Origin of the sequence: Pedobacter cryoconitis (assembly GCF_014200605.1) — a bacterium.
In the GTDB taxonomy this organism is placed as follows: Bacteria; Bacteroidota; Bacteroidia; order Sphingobacteriales; family Sphingobacteriaceae; genus Pedobacter; species Pedobacter cryoconitis_B.
In genome coordinates, this window is the sequence record NZ_JACHCE010000010.1 from 60,192 (window position 1) to 77,760 (window position 17,569).

Below are 17,569 nucleotides of genomic sequence, written 5' to 3' on the forward strand. Positions count from 1 at the left end.
AGCACGATATGCACATGATCAGATTATTCGTCCCTATGCAGGTGACTTTCTGATCGTCATCTTTCTCTACTGTCTGGTCATGAGCTTCTTTAATGTTATTTTCTTATCTTATCGAGGCTTCTCAATATTTCAATCTTATCCATCATTTAAGAATGGATAATTCAAAAATAGCCCCGCTGATTTTAGGGAATAGCTTTAGCTGGATAGCTATGCTTGCCTACACTTTGGGAACCGGCGTTATTTTTATGCTACAATCATCTCCTGTGGTCTCACCCCCAATACATTGAAAAACGTATTGCTAAAAGTGGAGACACTATCATATCCTACCTTTATAGCTACGCTTTTAACATTTTCACCAGAAATAGAAAGTAATTCAACAGCTTTAATGATTTTATATAATTTGATGTAACCAGCAACAGTTATTCCTATATCCTGTTTAAATAATCTTTCCATTGTACGGGCAGAAAGATTAAAATTAGCGGCAACATCGGGTATTTTAATATCATTAGCTACATTTTCTGTCAAATAATCAATCATACGTGCAATTCTTGGATTCTGAGGAACAGGCAGCACCAGTGGTAAAGAAGTATCAAATGTTAAAGGAAGTATACCAATTAATGCTTTCAGAAAATCAAATTCGAGTGCATCTTCCTCTTCCAGTCTTGACCACTGCTCCGTAAACAGTATCATTTCTCTTAAAACCATCGGGGTATGAAAGATATTCAGTTCTTTGAAAAACTGGCTATCCGCTGTTTTACTTAAAAAGATGCAACGCAAATATACCGGGCTTACCGGTGCAGAGGTTTTATGTAAAAGCCCCGGTGGTATCCATGCGCAATGATGGGTAGGTAATAAATAGGTTCTGTCCGGAGTATGCAAATACTGCACTCCCTTTTCTACAAAAATCAATTGTCCCATATGATGAGAGTGCCATTCATCAGAAAACTTCCAGTCAGCTTCGTGCCATACATAGGCCTCTTTTTGTACACTGTCAACCGTTAAGTGGCAGAACCTTGATCTCTCCATTTGTCGTATTATAACATGCTATTGGCAAATATAGACATTTAAAGACATCAGGCTTTGAATACCTTTGTAATCAACAATTCACAAAATAAATACAACAATGAATTCAATCAGTTTAATGCGTATAAAAACAAGCTTTCTTATTCTGTTATGTTTGTTTAGCGCTTCATTTTTAAAAGCACAAAACAAGATGGGAGATCAACATTCAACCGTAAAAGTACTGGTACTATTTAATACAGTAAATGGTGGGACCTATAAAATGGCTAAAGAAATGGCAGCCGGAATTGAAGAATTTCCTGGAGCCAGAGCCATCTTAAAACAAGTACCAAGAATTAAACCGCTGGAAAATGAGGCTCAACAGGCTTTCGCCTCCATACCTTATGCAAATATGAATGAATTACCTGATTATGATGCTATAGCTTTTGGATCTGCTGTTCATTTTGGTAATATGAGCGCCGATATGCGTTACTTTCTGGATCAGTCAGTGGGTATATGGATATCCCGTAAGCTGGAAGGAAAACCTGCTACCGTGTTTATGTCTGCAGGCAGCGGCGCTGGCAGAGAAGCTGCGATATTATCATTCTGGAATACATTAGCTATCCATGGAATGATGATCGTGCCCACAGGAATTATGGGTACCAATGAAATAGATAAAACTATCCCTCAGGGAAATACTGCATTTGGAGCTTCTTCTCTGGCTGGTATCCCGCATAGCGAAAGACCTTCCAAAGGGGAATTACATATAGCCAGACTGCAAGGTTATGCTTTAGCCAGGGCTGCTAAAGGTTATCAGCTGACAACAACAGGCCTGACTCATCAAAAGATTGCCGGTTCTTCTATTGAACAGACAACCTTAACGGCTAAAGAAGAACAAAAACCGGGTATGATAGCCCATAAATTAAAAGAAATGAACCTCATTTTACCCCAGGCACCAGCTCCGGTAGGCAATTACAAACCTTACCGCATTTCCGGTAAACAGGTTTTTATCAATCAGATTGCATTAAACAATGGTAAAGTAGATCATCCGGGTATGATCGGAAAAGAAGTTAAAGAAGAAGAGGCTAAACTGGCAACCCGTCAAACTTTATTAAATGTTCTTGCGGTTTTAAAAGAAGCAGCAGGAGGAGATTTAGATCATGTAAAACAAGCAGTACAGTTAACTGGTTATTTTTATACCGCAGCAGGTTATACTAAACATGCTATTTTAATGAATGAAGCTTCTAATCTTTTAGTGGAATTATTTGGCGAAAAAGGAATGCACACCAGGGCTACAGTAGGTGCTTCTTCCTTACCTATGAATTCATCTGTAGAAATTCAAGCTATTTTTGAACTGGAATAAGAAAATAAAATATGGTTCAATCTTTATAAGGCTGGACCCTATTTTTTCAGGCTACAAAATCTCTGAGATAAGTTCTCAGGAAATCCTGTGAAAACTTAAATCTGGATATCCCTGCAGTTTCATAACCCTTTACGGCTAATTCAATAGCCATATTCTCGTTTTCAGCAAATACGATTAACCATTTGAGTTCTCCCATAGCTGTGCAATTGCGTTCTACGTTGAAATTACTGAGATGTATGTGTTCAGGCGAATGGGCTTTGCCCAATAGAAAATAAACTTTAAAAAATTTCATCAGGTTATAGCTCAGGTCTGGTTTATATAAGCAATATATAAACGTAAACTAAAATGTTTTAGATGTCATAAAAATGTCATTTGCAATATACTTAAATGTGAAGCTGAATCGCTATATCCGCAAGATTTTTTAATCCTTTCTCTAATTTATCATTCCACGGAGTCCCATAATTTAAACGCATACAATTAGAAAACTGATCCTGCAGCGTAAAAAGCCTCCCTGGTGCTATACTCACCCCCTTTTTAATAGCAAGCTCATATAATTTAACTGTATCAATCTTTTTATCAAATTCGACCCATAAAACCATCCCCCCCTGTGGCCGGCTCACTTTTGTCCCTTCCGGAAAATAGTCATGAATAGCCCGGATATATTGCAAACTGTTCGTATGCAGCGTATTCCTGAGTTTCCTTAGGTGATGTTCATAACGACCAGTTTCCAAAAAATTAGCAATAACTTCCTGAGTAATACTGGTTGAAGCTATAGAATGAAAGAGTTTCAGTCTCAAAATCTCCGATTTAAACTTTCCAGGCGCTAACCAGCCTACACGATAACCAGGCGCCAGCGTCTTAGAAATAGAGCTGCACCAGAGCACTAATCCACTCTCATCAAAGCCCTTACAGGTACCTGGCCGGTTAGCACCGAAATAAATATCTCCATAGATATCATCTTCAATTAAAGGTATATTGTGTTTTTGAATCAATCTGACTACCTCTTTTTTATGTTCATCAGGCATCAGACTACCTAAAGGATTACTAAAGTTACTGACCAGCAGACATAAATTAATTTTGTTAGCCTCCAGTGCTTTTTTTAAAGCGTCTATTTCTATTCCTGTTTGTGGATGTGTAGGTAATTCCAGGACTCTCAGACCTAAACTTCTGGCTAATTGCAAAACACCAAAGTACACCGGGCTTTCTACCGCAATAGTGTCTCCAGGTTTCCCAAGGGCCATCATGGCATAAGCAATTGCATTAATACAACCTGCTGTCGTTATAATATCCTCATGGCTTAAATCAGGCATATTCAATGCGTGCCTTGCCACCTGCTTTCTTAATTTCTCATTTCCCTGGATTTCTCCATAGGTCGTACCACTCCCTTTCAATTCCCGCATCGCCAGGATGAGTCCCTTATTCAACTTAGCAATTGGCAGTAATTCATCAGCTACAACTGCGTGCGCCAACGTGATATTAACCGGAGCAGGATTATGATAGATTTTCTCCAGTAACTCTTCGATAATTATATTTCCACTTTCCGGATCGGGCTGACTTGTTTTTGGCAAAGCCGGAATTCTTTTCAATGAACCGCTGATAAAGTATCCTGACTTCGGCCTTGTTTCAATAAGGCCCTTACTTTCCAGTTCATAATATACCTTGATCGCTGTAGTTTGGCTTGTTCCATAAATCTTACAAAACTCCCGCAGAGAAGGCAATTTATCCCCTATCGCCAGAACATTATTTTTAATCTGTTGTTCCAGCCCCTTTGCTATCTTTTGATACAAATGATAATTCTGTGTCGGTTTATTTTCCATAAGATACAACTGCTATGGTCAAATATATCAAAACTGCATCTGCTTTTGCAATTGTATTTAGCTTAACTTTGCCTTCATCACCATTAAACTACGCAGTGCTCTTGAGAACAGTTGAAAACTTAAACACCACGAAAAAAAAAACAATTATATCCCAATAAAAAATTTACGCATGGAAATTACAAATAGCACTCCAAAAGACATCGACGCAATCTTCAATCTTTATGACCAGGCAACTACACATATGAAAAAGGTAGGCAAGTTGTTTTGGCAGGGATTTGAAAGATCTCTTATTGAAAAAGAAATTCAGGAAGACAGACATTATAAAATAACTGTAAACGGAGAATTAGCCTGTACTTTTTGTATTGCACATAACGATCCTGCAATATGGAAAGAAAAAGATCAGGACCCTGCAATTTATATCCACAGAATAGCAACTAACCCAGATTTAAGAGGAAATTCTTATGTCAAACATATCGTTGCCTGGGCTACACAGTTTGCAAAAGACAATCAACGTTCTTTTATCAGAATAGATACCGGAAGCGGTAATGATAAATTAAACAATTACTATATCAGCTGTGGCTTTAACTACCTGGGTGTTACACATCTGGATGATGTGAGCAGCTTACCTGCACATTACAAACATGGCTCTTTCAGCTTATTTGAAATCCCGGTTAATTAGTTCTGATGGATAATTTAGAAATTTTACCCGCAGGTTTGCCTGTCCCTGCCGATGATGGGGCTTGTGATCATTTACCGGGATTAGCTATTCCTGATATTTGCCTGAAAGGTACCCATGGAGAATGGGTATCACTTTCTGCTATAAAAGGCCGCCTGGTGCTTTATTGTTATCCGATGACAGGACCAGAACATGTTCCGCTTCCAGAAGGCTGGGATGCTATTCCGGGAGCCAGGGGTTGTACACCACAGGCCTGTTCTTTCCGTGATCATTATCAGGAGCTTAAACAATTAAATACTCAGGTTTATGGAATAAGCACACAGTCAACAGCAGATCAGTTAGAATCAAAAGAACGTTTACATCTGCCTTTTGAATTGCTAAGTGATGAAAATCTGGATTTTACAAAAGCGTTGAATCTACCTCTTCATATTTTAGGTAAGCTTAATTTTTTGAAACGCATTACCTTAATCTTTGACAACGGTATAGTCGTTAAGCATTTTTACCCGGTTTTCCCACCAGATAAGAACATTGATGAGGTATTGCAATACTTAAGCTAAAATTAGCGGGAGTGAATAAAATTTACTCCCGTCAATTTTACAAATTCTTCTATAGTTATTAGAAATCTGCCTGTTCCAAAAACTCTATCACTTCTCCATTAGGACTATAAACTAACGAGTTACGAACTATAATTGCTGGATTCCCCAGATGAAGTATCATAGGCTCGTGACAGGGTATTGCCCCATTTGCAATGGCCATTTCATAAGCTATTTTTGAATCTTTTACAGTCAGACAAATATGTAGTAAGGCGGTTTGAACAAACTCTTCCTGCACCAGTTTTTTCCTTCCCTGTGCCGGAATATCAGCTTCACGATCATATATTTCAATATAGCTCAAGCCATCCGGAGATTTTAACATAGCTGCCTGTTTAAGATTGAATTCAGGTAATGACCAGGTATGGCCAATTGTATATCCAAGTACCTGGGTGTAAAACCCCACAGTCTGATCAAAATTTTCCGCTCTGATTGCAATATGATGTAAACCGGAGATCCCGATATCGTTTTTAGCTGTTACCATAATTTAAAAATTTATTGGCAAATTTACAGCTGGAGGCCTGCAAAACACTGAACTTACAAAATTGTAAGCTAAACACAAGCTCCATAATCAAATGATAAAAACCACTTCAACTAATTATATCAACGCACAAACATTACACGGTTTATGTGATGCGGCTTATACATTAGCAATGATCAGCGGCCGCTGGAAACTTACTTTATTAGTCAAATTACGCGAAGGCAATCAAAGGTTTTCAGAATTAAAAACGCAGCTTCCGGCTATCACCGAACGTGTATTAGCCCTGCAACTGAAAGAACTGGAAAAAAGCGGGCTTATTATCAAAAAAGCATCTGCACTAAAAAGCAAGTTATATCATTATGAATTATCGCCATTGGGCAAATCGCTTGATCAGGTGATCCAATCTCTTTCAGATTGGGGTAAAATCAATAATTTACAATCTGAACTGTAAAGTTGTTCTGATTGCAAAATTTGACGGTTCGGCCCCAGGTTCATTTAAATGCTCTCTTTGTGTTAAACGATGCAGAAAATCAATACGTATAATTTTAAAGATATTCTCCACCCCATAACCAACCTCTACGTAAGGAACATTGTTTAAACTCCGGTTCAGAGGTGATCTTCCTCTTACAAAAGCCTCATTGTTTTTATCCGAAAGACTACCTTGCAATACATTTAAAACAGCTACCGTACGTACGTTTAAGGCTTTTAAGAGTGGAATGCTATTTGTAATCAAACCTTCCATATGCTGCGTATAGTTTAGTGAAACAAATCTGTCACTCGTAAATTCCATAAAACGCATGGTATTGAAACTGTACCTGTGATTTTCTAAAAGCGGGTAAGGTAATGCACTTGGAATATATCCGGCAGTAAGCGAATAATCACCTATACCAAAAATCCCCATACGTGGCCGCTGGCTAATGTTAAAGTAGAATTTATTATAATTGAAATCACCATAAACAGCCTTAACCCCTCTATAATATCTAAAAGTCAGGATAGGGTTACTATTCCCGTTACCAATAATTAATCTTTTATTGATTTTAGATGATTCAAGCAGACGCCGGCCTGGCGTCCATTGCAGCTCCGTTCCTATTTCAGAAACTTCATAACGGTTATAAGTCCGCTGATCTGCCTGATCATGGTAGTGGAAATTAAATAAAGGATCAAAAGTACGATGCGATAAAGTCAGCTTGCCCCTTATAGTAGGTGTAATATCAGTCTGAATATAGGCCTGAGATATATTTTGGGTAAAAGGGCCTCTTCTGATTACCTTGCCGTTCCTGATCGCGGCGAAAAATACATTATTAGCTCTATTGATGAAATTTTCGAACTGATAACCTGTCTGCCCGATATCGTGCTGATAAGAAACACCGGCCTGTACCCATGGTTTACGTGAAAAGATATAATCGACAGCAGCATTGTACTTAAACCTTTCATCCCGGAAACCATAACTCAAAAAGCCGCTAAGGATCAGTTTATCACTAAAAGCCGGATTTGTAGTCGCTCCGATCCTGAGTACATTTCCTTCCAGATCATTATAACTATAAGTATAGGGATATGGCCCTAAACTTATCTTTCCAACCTTGTAATACCCATTAATCAGCATTCCTGCTATATCAGCATAAGTTTTAACCAAAGGCAGGTTTTTAACCGTGTCTATCATTTTATAAACTGCCTTATCCGCAGCAGTCAGTGAGTCCCCCCGGTTTTTCATCCAATACTGATCGTCTTTCTTATTGACATCACTGCTCATTACCAGACTTTCTTTAAAGTCATTGGCAGGATAATCTTTATTGACTTCCAGGTTCTTATTAGACAGATAGAACTTAGCGATAAAACCTGATAGCTTTTTCTGGGTAGTGCCGACATTAACTACAATACGCGTTTGTGCCGGTAACCAGGCTGTAGTACCAGGTGCCTGAACCATAGCCTGCTGGATCCTTATTTTATTTAAAAAATTCAGGTTTGCATCCTGTGAGACCTTACAGTCTATCTGATATAAAGCATAGCTGTCACGTGTAATCCACATCACCCCATTAAAAGCCAGGTCATGAGATCTTTTAGGTTTAAACTCAATTTTATAGCACTCTCTGCCATTTATTTTATCATAAGAGTCAACCAGTTCATAATTATAATGTGTCTTCCAGTTATCGCTGGTTGGCGATATAAAATCCTTATTTGCAAGTTTCAGGAAGTTATTATAGAAATTATATTGTAAAAATGTAGAACCAACCAATTGAGAAATCAAAGTTTCATCCTCTATTCCTACCCCGCTGACTTTAGTGCGGAGTACATGCTCAGTTTTCCGCTCAGGGCTGGTCATATACTTATAATCAGAAACGGTCTCAGACATAAATATGGGCAAAATCGGAGTCCCTTCCTCACCAGCAATCTTTTGCAGATTTTCCATTAAAGGTAAAACCTGCTTGATTACCTTATTCTTTTTCATCTTTTCACTGATATTGGTTACAGATATCTCTATACGGTTATAGCTTTGATATTGATAACTTTTCAGATACTTCTGATCATTTAAAGGTTTATTTTTAACCAGCTTTTCCATGATCTCCCAGGCCGGGTTCACATAGGTTTTAGGGGTAATTGTAACCCCGTTTAAGATACGTCCGTTTACCGCCAGCTGAAAATCAACTATGGTCTTAGGTGCTTTAGGCAGTAATTTTCTACCAGGTAAGTAACTGACATAAGCCGTATATATCGAGTCATTAGCAATATCATGGGGAATAGCTAAATGATACAATCCATCAAAATCTGAAGCCGTACCTCTTACAGTACCATTTTTTAGTTTCACAAAAATAGTGGCATAGGGAATAGCCTCACCTGTTTGCGCATCGGTGATCTTACCAGTTACGACAACTGACTGCTGTGCATTCACCACACTAAAACATAAAACATTCAGAGTCAGGACAAGAAATGCATTACGCAGATTACGCCTTTTGGCAGAAGATTGAAATAAAAAGAAAATGAATTCTTTAACCTGCATAGCGTGATAAAAATTTTAAAACCGGGATATTATGATGTTACACTTATTCTGAATATTTATCAATAGACGTTTATATCTATCAATCCCCCTATTCCGGTCTCCATTTATTCCAATTCCTATAGATAAAACACAATGTAAAAACTATTTACATCATGTCAATACATTAAAAAAAAGGATTTATAAGAATCTCTGGGCTGCAATAAAATGTCTGTGAAAAGATAATTATGATTTACAGGTGCATGAATAATTTATTATGATGAGCGTCAAATGGTTATACATTTCAAAAAAAACCTTTTAGATTTCAAAACAAAAAATCATGTTCCGAAACAAATCTGTTACAAATATAATGTTTGCTATACCGATTTATGCTAAAAAGCCATTTGTTAATACATATTTAACAAAATTTAACTTAATCCACGCTATTTTACAGAAAGAAATATGTCAACTTCACTGTTATTCCAGTCTGCTGACCGTTCATCATAAACTTCAAAGTCTACCGTATATGCCCTTGGAAGATCTGTTTTCCAGATCTCTCTCCATGCATTAGCCACACAATCCGGGAATTTACCTTTAGCTGTTATTTTTTGATATTTTCCGGCCGGAATGACTAAACTGTTCAATCCTTCGGGAACTACAGTCCCCGGACTTACTTTACAACCAATAAAAAATGCATAAGGTTGTGTATAATCATCGTCATAGTCATGATAAGCAGCCAGTAACTCCTCATTTAATTTACCAGGTATTCTGGCAGCGACCCCCTCTTTCATAAACTCCTGCCACAAATTACCACAATCTGTAATGGCCTGATTATTTTCATTTGTTGTTTTCTCCTTCAGAGATAAACCGATTAACTGTACTTCCTGAAATTCAGTCTGATTCATTGTATTACAAAAAAATTAATTCTTAAATTATTACTCTTCTATATTTATCCTGTCTCCATGTGCTTTTGGAGCTGATATGACCAGGAAACTAAGTGGACTATCACTCAAATTCAATAACTGATGTATTGCGCCTGGTGCTACAGTAATACTCTCACCTTTTATCAAAGTATAAGTATCATTCTGAAGTTTAAATGTCGCTATACCTTCTAAAATATAAAATACCTGTTGCGCCTTTGAATGATAATGTAATGCCTCATCCGTACCCCCGGGCATCAATTCCTGAATTACACTTAACTGATCCGATTGGAGTAAATGCCAGCCATCACAATCAGCTCCCCATTTATAATGTGCTGCTGTAGCTATTGATGTGATCATAATTTTCTATTCTCCCATTCTTCTCTGGTAATTTTGAACCAGTCATGTTCATCGCCATCCAGGTCAAATTTCTCTATATAACGTAATCCTATTTTCTCCAGGACAATTTTCGAAGCTGTATTTCCGGTATCTGCCATTGCATAAATTTCATGGAGCTTAAGTCCATCAAAACCATAATCCAGTGAAGCCTGTGCAGCTTCAGTAGCATATCCTTTTCCCCAAAATCGCTGTATAAACCGATAACCAACTTCATAGTAATTGGTATGGTTATTATAAGAGCCCCTGACTAACTTTAAGCCAGCCCAGCCAATAAACTCAGCTGTATCTTTTTTAATTACTGCAAGCCTGCCTGTACCATTATCAATATATTGTTTTCTGATAAAAGCGATAGCTTCTTCAGTCTGCGTTATACTGCTGACAGGCTGATTTCCTAAATATTTATGTACTAAAGGATCATTATCCAGCTCATACATCCCATCTTTATCTGACAATAGGATCTCTCTTAAAATCAGCCTGTCTGTTTCAGCAAAAACTTTCATTTTATAATTTCTTTAACCAATTGCCAATATCCCCATTATAGTTATTATTTGAATATTATCAAAATGTTAAAACATTACAGCTTCTAAAAACATCCTATTTCAAACTGAATTTATCACCCGCTGCATATAAGCTGAACCTCAAATTATCAAAAGTAATCAAATGATTTTCCCGCAGGCGTACGTTTTCAGGGTCTGCAACCCTAAGCACCTGGCTCACTCCAACAACAGTAATATTTTTATCCTGCACAATGATAGCTGTTCCTTCATCGATACCGATACAATCGAATTTAGGATAAGCTGTAAGTGCAGAAAGAAGCCTGTTATAACGGCTGCGTTTGATAAAATGCTGATCAATAATCACAGAATCCAGTAAACCCATCCCGCTTTCAAATTCAATGTTCTCAGCTCTTAATTTGTTGAAAGTCTCTCTATAATTCGTATCCAGTAATTGATTTCCGGTAATCATATGTTTGCTCATTACAGCAGCTCCGGCACTTGTACCGGCAATAGTTGCCCCATTATTATAAGCCTTATGTATCGCATCATAAACAGGCGTATTCAATACCGCTTTCATAAAACGGGTTTGATCACCGCCGGTAATAAAAACAAGTCTGGCACCTGCCAGAGAATCCAGCCATGGCTGATGATGTACCTGCTCTCCTACAAAATTAAAGTTGTAAATATTATTTTTGGCCGCGGCCGATAACTGAGTTTTAATAGCCTCAAAAGAAGCTTCAGGCTCAGCAGTCGCCATTGGCAATACGATAATGTAATCGTTCTTACTCAGCTTAGCCGTTTTTATCAGTGCACTGATTAATTCAGGAGAGCGATCACCACCACCAATAATGAACAGACTGCCTTTAGCTAAAGCAGGCTTAGCCTTATTTTGACAAAAACCCTGATTAATCGTAAATAATACAACAAAAAGCAACATGCATTGCATGCGCAAACAAATTCTATTAAACATAAAGCCTGCTATTTATAGATTAACACTTCAATTTTACCATCTGCTGTAACCGTTCCTCTGTACATTCCTTCAGTATTAAATGGCATGGTTACATTACCTTTTGCATCCATAGCAATCAGACCACCGTCACCACCCATTTTTCCGACTTTATCCAGTACCGCCTGAGCTGCGTCGGTAACTGACAAATTTTTATATTCCATCATAGCCGAAATGTCATGGGCCACTACATTACGGATATAAAACTCGCCCCAGCCGGTACAAGAAATACCAGCGGTCAGATTATTTGCATAAGTACCCGCTCCAATAATTGGTGAATCACCAACACGGCCATATTTCTTATTCGTCATTCCGCCAGTAGAAGTACCAGCAGCAAGATTCCCTGATTTATCCAAAGCGACAGCACCGACAGTACCGAATTTATAATCATGATTTATAGTACCCAGTTTCATTGATTTTTTATTTCCGTGATCCAGAACAGCTTTTGTTGAATCCTCTTTAATAGCCTGCTGTAAGCCATCCCAGCGTTCTTTAGTATAGAAATATTTAGGATTGACAATCTCAACACCAGCCTGTTTAGCAAATAACTCTGCTCCCGGGCCTACCATCATTACATGTTCAGATTTTTCCATTACTGCTCTTGCAGCAGAAATAGGGTTTTTAATCGTAGTTACGCCTGCAACAGCACCAGCCATCAGTGTTTTACCATCCATAATAGCAGCGTCCATTTCATTTTTTCCAGCATGAGTAAACACTGCCCCCTTGCCTGCATTAAATAATGGAGAATCTTCCATCACATGTATAGTAGCCTCAACAGCATCTAAACTTGTCTTTCCTGCTTTCAAAACGTCATATCCGGTTTGTAACGCTTTGGTTAGTGCAGCAACATAAGCAGCTTCTTTTTCAGCGCTCATATTTTTCCTGGTAATCGTTCCTGCCCCTCCATGAATTACCATTACATATTTTTGTTGTCCATAAGTTATATTCGCTGCAAAACATAAAAGAAATACGGCTATTGTTTTTAGGTTCTTATTCATCATTTTGGTTCGTTTTATTTGAGTTGAAATTTGGTTTTAAATTATCTTTAAGAAAGATAACGACAATATTAATAATTAGGATTTTGAACCGTGTTTTTGTTTACAGAGATCTCCAGTGCCGGTATAGGAAGCGAATATTGAGCCTGGGTTGGTAATAACCTGATTGCACCAGAGGTATTTATCGCATCTTCAGGTAATCTTTGTACAGGCAGATTTCTACGTTTCAAATCAAAGAAACGATGACCTTCAAAAGCTAATTCCTTAAAGCGTTCTGTATAAACAGCATTAATTAAATCATCCTTACCTGCAAAAACTACCGGAACATAATCCTTAATCCTGGCCGCACGTAAAGCATTTAAATCTCCCGCAGCATCACCTGTGCTTTCAGCTTCGGCTTCCGCTTTGATCAGATACATTTCACCTGTCCGGAACATTTTAATATCAGCCAGCCCGGGAGCTAATGCCGTGCCCGGATATTTATTAACCAGATAAGCCGATTTTTTTTCTCCTCTTGTATTATCAAATTTAATGTAAGCTTTATAACGTATATCATTCACCTGATCAAAGGAATTAATCAATTTGAAAGAAGGTGCATATAAAACTATTTTTGAAGCCTGACGGTAAAACAGATCACCAATCTTTTCATCATCCCCTACTCTTTTCAGTTTCCAGATTACCTCCTGATCATTAGCATCCGTCCAGATATCAGGAAATTGATCAGCAGTTGCCAATGGCATTGAACTGATCACTTCCGAAGCATAAGTGATTGCTTCTGTCCAGTTTTTCTCATATAATGCCAATCTTGCCTGCATGGCCGATACAGCAATTTTTGTCACCCTGGTTTTATCATCAAAAGATGAAGGGATCAATGCTTTAGCAGCTAAAAGATCTGCCTTAGCATCAGCCGCCACAACTTCAAAACGGTCTCTTGCAGGATAACTAATCACAGAAGCTTTCATATAAGGGACCCCTAAAGCACCACTCTGATAAGCTGAACCATACATCCTCAGCAATTCGAAATGACAAAATGCTCTTAAAGCCAGAAGTTCACCACGGTAACGATCCCTGGTCGCTACATCAGCTGCCGCTACAGTAATCTTATCCAATCCTGCCAAAACCCTGTTTGTCCTGTCAATGGCTACATAATACGAATAATAAGGAGCCGTAACAGATCCGTTATCAGCTGTATAAAGCCACCTGTGCGCATCTGTATTACTCACTGTATTTTCTGCAGGCAGCATAACTTCATCAGATATGATCGCATTTATGCCTACAAGTGCATAATCCAGTTGGGCATACACCCCGGTCAACCCTAAATTAATATCATTCATATTCCGGTAGGCTTTCTCCGCATCTATGGTATCAGTAGGCTTTAAATCCAGCTTGCTACAGGAAGAAAAGAGAATTAGCAGCGAAAGTATCCACGTATATTTTATATTCTTAGTCATCGTCTTAAGTTTAGAAGTTAATACTAATTCCAGCGGTATAGGTTCTTGCATTGGGGTATTGGAAAAGACCTGAAACACCATTATTTTCAGGATCCAGTCCACGCCATTTTGTCCAGGTCACCAGATTCTGACCCTGTACAAAAATCTTTAAGTTGCTGACCACTTTTATTTTTTCAATCAGGGCTTTAGGTAAGGTATAACTGATATTTACATTTCTTAATCTCAGGAACGAAGCGTCCTGGATATCTTTAGAAGTAAAATTTCTTGGGATATCAAACCGTTGTAACGTTTTCACATCACCAGGTTTCATCCAGCGGTCATCTAACATTCTGATCGATTGATTACTGGTTGCATAACGCTGATTTTCATTATAAAAATCTTCATTATTCCAACGGGAAACACCCGATACAAAAGAAAACAAAGCACTGGCAGTAATCCCTTTCCAGCTTAAACTGGTATTAAAACCACCTGTAAATGAAGGGTACAAACTTCCTGATTTAGCTACGCTCTGTGTATTTGAATTATAAGTTGTGGTAATACTCCCATCAGGATTATAATATTGTGCTTCACCAGTCTGCGGATTTACACCTGCCCATTGCGGCGCATAGTAAGATCCATAAGGCAAGCCGACTTTTAAGATCCGTGTATCGCCATCAGGATAAGAATCAGCCACATCAGTTACATGGAGTACTACATTTTTATTGTAACCTGCATTCACACCAACAGTCCAGGTAAAATCCCTGGTTTTTAAAATATCTCCGCTCAGATCAAATTCTACCCCTCTGTTTCTCATTTTTCCGGTACTTAAACTCAGTAAAGGAAAACCAGCTGTAGCAGAGGGCGGCTGATCAATGAACATGTTATTAGTTACCTTATAATAATAATCAGCAGACAGACGTAATCTGCGGCTTTGAAATAACGTCAGCTCAAAACCTGTATTGAATTCATTGACATATTCCCAGTCAAAATTTGGATTACCGGCCGAAAGCGGAATAATTCCAGGTTTACCTCCATAACTTGCATTTGCACCATAAGTTGGCAGATACAAGAAGTCTCCCGAGCCAAAAGGACTGGCAGAGGTACCGTAACTTACTCTGAAACTCAGATCTGAAATCAGCGTACTGCTTTTCAAAAAGTCTTCATTTTTAGCATTCCAGTTCGCCCCTACAGAGTAAAAGCCATGCCATTTATTTTGCGGGGCTACCTTTGTAGAGCCATCATAGCGGTAACTTCCGGTTAACGTATATTTACTATCATAAGTATATCTGGCCACACTCATCAGCGAAGCCAGTGCACTGCTGGTTTTTGAACCACCTACATTAGGCAGATAATCGATACTATTTGTAATTCCCGCAGGGGTTTCCGGCAAACGACCATCCAAACCAAATCCAGTAAAACCAAAAGCATTGTAATTATTATAGACATATTCATAAAAAGCAGAAGCCTCAAAATCATGTTTCTGATTAAATGTTTTAGCATAAGTCAACCCGGAAGTAGAAATGATATTAAAATTTCTACGTGTGCCTTCATCAAATCTTCCTTTTCCACCCAAAGTATTCGAGTTACTGATAGATCCGTAATAAGAGTCAGGATTGATATAGGCCTGATCTGTAGAGTTCCTGTAATCTATACCAGCTCTGGTTGTAATTTTCAGTTCAGGTATAATTTGATAAGCCAAAGCAATGCCGATGATAGATTTCAGCTGATCCGTTTTACTTGATGAGTTTAATAAACGCTCCAGTGCCTGACTTCCTTCCCGCTGATCTGCTATAAAATACTGGTCCTGGTTGCCCGGATGAATTAAAGTACCATCAGGAGCATAAGGATTTTCATAAGGAAGCGCGTAGTAAACTGCCGACATCGCAGTTCCTCCCCTGCTGCTTCCTTCCCCTTCGGTGAAGCTCTGGTTAGAATAACCAATATTCAGGTTTACGTTTCCGGAGAATTTATCAGCTTTAAAATCAAGATTACTTTTCAAAGCATATCTTTCTAAGCCAGTACGTTTAGCAATCCCATCCTGTTTATAATAGTTCAGGGAGTTATAGAAACGCACATTCTCATTTCCACCGCTCAAGCTCACCTGTTGTTCCTGGAATTTACTTTGCTGATAAAACTCTTTTCTCCAGTCAATATTGATATTTCTGATACTATCTAAAATATGATCTGCTCTTTGTCTGAAACTTGCTGTGCCGGAAATATAATCCGGATTTTTTGGTGAATAGGCCCATCCTGGTCCAAGATCCCTTCCAAAATCCAATCCAACACCTTCTTCAAACGACAAACGCTGCGCGGTATTCATCATCGTAAATTTAGGGTCTGTCAGTTTTGAAAAACCATATTGAGAAGTGTATTGCACCTGTATTTTACCCACTTTTCCCTTTTTAGTGGTAATGACAATTACCCCGTTCGAACCTCTTGATCCATAAAGTGCTTTTGCAGAAGCATCTTTTAGTACGGTTACATTTTCAATATCTGCCGAATTGATCGTTTGAAAAAAACTAGCCTCAATCGGCGTTCCATCCATAATGTACAGAGGTGCAGAAGAGCCATTTACACTCCCAACCCCACGAATAACAACCGCAGCACTTTGTCCCGGCTGACCAGAACTTGAAATCACACTCATCCCTGCAACCCGGCCCTGTAAAATCTGATCAAAGGTTAAACCTGCAACATCATTGATTTTATCTGCTGTAACTAAAGTTGCAGCACTTGCTGATTGTGTACGTTTATAATTTGTATAGCCAGTTACTACCAGCTCCTGCAAATTCCTATTATCACTTTTCAAGACCACATTGATCGTATTCCCACTGGCCTGAATAGCTTGTTTAATGAAGCCTACATAAGAAAATTCAAGTACAGAAGCCGCATCAGGTACACGGATCGCATAACTGCCTTGTCCATCTGTAGTCGTAGCTATTGATGTTCCGCTTAATTTAACAGATACACCCGGCAACGGTAACCCCGCTTCATCGGTCACACGACCTGAAATAACCACGTCATTCTGCACTTTTGTGCCCGGATAAATAACCACAAGATTACTCTCTTTGAGTATGTAGGTGAGCCTGGTTTCCTTTAAAATAGACTTCATCGCTTCGTCCAGTGAAACTTCATGCAGGTTTAATGAAGTTTTTTCATCTTTCGATAAAGTCTGATCACTATAAACAAAACGGTAGTCGGTCTGCTTTTCAATAGTTTTAAGCAAGCTTCTGATGCTCATATGGTCTGCACTAATGCTGATTTTCTGCTGTGCAAAACCAGAAGCAGAAACCTGCATACACATGATCAGTAAAATTAAGCCAGTGAGTTTTGTCAGCAGCAGCATTCTGCTACTAATCAAATACTTACCAGATTTCTCTAATAGTAAAATTTTCATCATATTGGTTAGTTTAAGGTTTGGAGAAAAA

At 38.4% G+C, this 17,569-nt stretch carries 17 protein-coding genes; 5 read left to right on the forward strand and 12 right to left on the reverse strand.

The genetic code is table 11. The features are described 5' to 3' along the window. Window positions 1–92: 92 nt before the first annotated feature. Window positions 93–287, forward strand: coding sequence for a DUF2809 domain-containing protein (locus tag HDE68_RS26735; RefSeq protein WP_183884556.1), 195 nt, complete (start codon window positions 93–95; stop codon window positions 285–287). Here the strand turns inward: HDE68_RS26735 and HDE68_RS22850 are convergent. After that, window positions 244–1,026 (reverse strand): AraC family transcriptional regulator, encoded by a 783-nt coding sequence (locus tag HDE68_RS22850; RefSeq protein ID WP_183884557.1) that lies wholly within the window; start codon window positions 1,024–1,026, stop codon window positions 244–246. The genes HDE68_RS26735 and HDE68_RS22850 overlap by 44 nt on opposite strands. Before the next feature lie 187 nt (window positions 1,027–1,213). On the opposite strand from HDE68_RS22850, the gene wrbA reads away from it, so the two are divergent. Further along, entirely contained in the window at window positions 1,214–2,362 is a 1,149-nt protein-coding gene (wrbA, locus tag HDE68_RS22855) for an NAD(P)H:quinone oxidoreductase (protein WP_260171841.1), read from the forward strand. A 46-nt stretch (window positions 2,363–2,408) separates the two neighbouring features. Here wrbA and HDE68_RS22860 read toward each other — a convergent pair whose 3' ends face one another. Together HDE68_RS22860 and HDE68_RS22865 are read right to left on the reverse strand one after the other, a co-directional pair. Continuing rightward, window positions 2,409–2,654, reverse strand: a complete 246-nt coding sequence (locus tag HDE68_RS22860; RefSeq protein ID WP_183884558.1) for a hypothetical protein — start codon at window positions 2,652–2,654, stop codon at window positions 2,409–2,411. A 91-nt stretch (window positions 2,655–2,745) separates the two neighbouring features. Continuing rightward, a complete protein-coding gene (locus tag HDE68_RS22865; protein WP_183884559.1) occupies window positions 2,746–4,179 on the reverse strand; it encodes a PLP-dependent aminotransferase family protein in 1,434 nt (477 codons plus the stop codon). 169 nt (window positions 4,180–4,348) lie between these two features. Between HDE68_RS22865 and HDE68_RS22870 the strand changes: the two genes are divergently transcribed. Together HDE68_RS22870 and HDE68_RS22875 are read left to right on the forward strand one after the other, a co-directional pair. After that, complete coding sequence (locus HDE68_RS22870) at window positions 4,349–4,858, forward strand: GNAT family N-acetyltransferase (protein ID WP_183884560.1); 510 nt, start codon at window positions 4,349–4,351, stop codon at window positions 4,856–4,858. 5 nt (window positions 4,859–4,863) lie between these two features. Then, window positions 4,864–5,412, forward strand: coding sequence for a peroxiredoxin (locus HDE68_RS22875; protein WP_183884561.1), 549 nt, complete (start codon window positions 4,864–4,866; stop codon window positions 5,410–5,412). Window positions 5,413–5,470: 58 nt separating this feature from the next. Here the strand turns inward: HDE68_RS22875 and HDE68_RS22880 are convergent, their stop codons facing one another. Further along, window positions 5,471–5,929 carry a VOC family protein gene (locus tag HDE68_RS22880; protein WP_221300904.1) on the reverse strand — a complete coding sequence of 153 codons (459 nt, stop codon included), beginning with the start codon at window positions 5,927–5,929 and terminating at the stop codon, window positions 5,471–5,473. Window positions 5,930–6,020: 91 nt separating this feature from the next. On the opposite strand from HDE68_RS22880, the gene HDE68_RS22885 reads away from it, so the two are divergent. Further along, window positions 6,021–6,377, forward strand: a complete 357-nt coding sequence (locus tag HDE68_RS22885; protein ID WP_183884562.1) for a winged helix-turn-helix transcriptional regulator — start codon at window positions 6,021–6,023, stop codon at window positions 6,375–6,377. On the opposite strand, the gene HDE68_RS22890 is transcribed toward HDE68_RS22885, so the two are convergent. The 8 genes from HDE68_RS22890 to HDE68_RS22925 all read right to left on the reverse strand — a co-directional run bounded on the left by HDE68_RS22890 (window position 6,360) and on the right by HDE68_RS22925 (window position 17,541). Continuing rightward, entirely contained in the window at window positions 6,360–8,921 is a 2,562-nt protein-coding gene (locus tag HDE68_RS22890) for a DUF5686 family protein (protein ID WP_183884563.1), read from the reverse strand. The genes HDE68_RS22885 and HDE68_RS22890 overlap by 18 nt on opposite strands. Window positions 8,922–9,340: 419 nt before the next feature. Then, window positions 9,341–9,802, reverse strand: a complete 462-nt coding sequence (locus tag HDE68_RS22895) for a GyrI-like domain-containing protein (RefSeq protein ID WP_183884564.1) — start codon at window positions 9,800–9,802, stop codon at window positions 9,341–9,343. A gap of 30 nt (window positions 9,803–9,832) precedes the next feature. Further along, a complete protein-coding gene (locus HDE68_RS22900; protein WP_183884565.1) occupies window positions 9,833–10,177 on the reverse strand; it encodes a cupin domain-containing protein in 345 nt (114 codons plus the stop codon). Further along, complete coding sequence (locus HDE68_RS22905) at window positions 10,174–10,716, reverse strand: GNAT family N-acetyltransferase (protein ID WP_183884566.1); 543 nt, start codon at window positions 10,714–10,716, stop codon at window positions 10,174–10,176. The genes HDE68_RS22900 and HDE68_RS22905 overlap by 4 nt, the downstream gene beginning before the upstream one ends. Window positions 10,717–10,810: 94 nt before the next feature. Next, complete coding sequence (locus tag HDE68_RS22910) at window positions 10,811–11,683, reverse strand: cyanophycinase (protein ID WP_260171842.1); 873 nt, start codon at window positions 11,681–11,683, stop codon at window positions 10,811–10,813. Window positions 11,684–11,691: 8 nt separating this feature from the next. Next, entirely contained in the window at window positions 11,692–12,720 is a 1,029-nt protein-coding gene (locus HDE68_RS22915; RefSeq protein WP_183884567.1) for an isoaspartyl peptidase/L-asparaginase family protein, read from the reverse strand. A gap of 65 nt (window positions 12,721–12,785) precedes the next feature. Then, entirely contained in the window at window positions 12,786–14,165 is a 1,380-nt protein-coding gene (locus HDE68_RS22920; RefSeq protein ID WP_260171843.1) for a RagB/SusD family nutrient uptake outer membrane protein, read from the reverse strand. A 10-nt stretch (window positions 14,166–14,175) separates the two neighbouring features. Next, a complete protein-coding gene (locus HDE68_RS22925) occupies window positions 14,176–17,541 on the reverse strand; it encodes a SusC/RagA family TonB-linked outer membrane protein (RefSeq protein ID WP_260171844.1) in 3,366 nt (1,121 codons plus the stop codon). Between the last annotated feature and the right edge of the window lie 28 nt (window positions 17,542–17,569).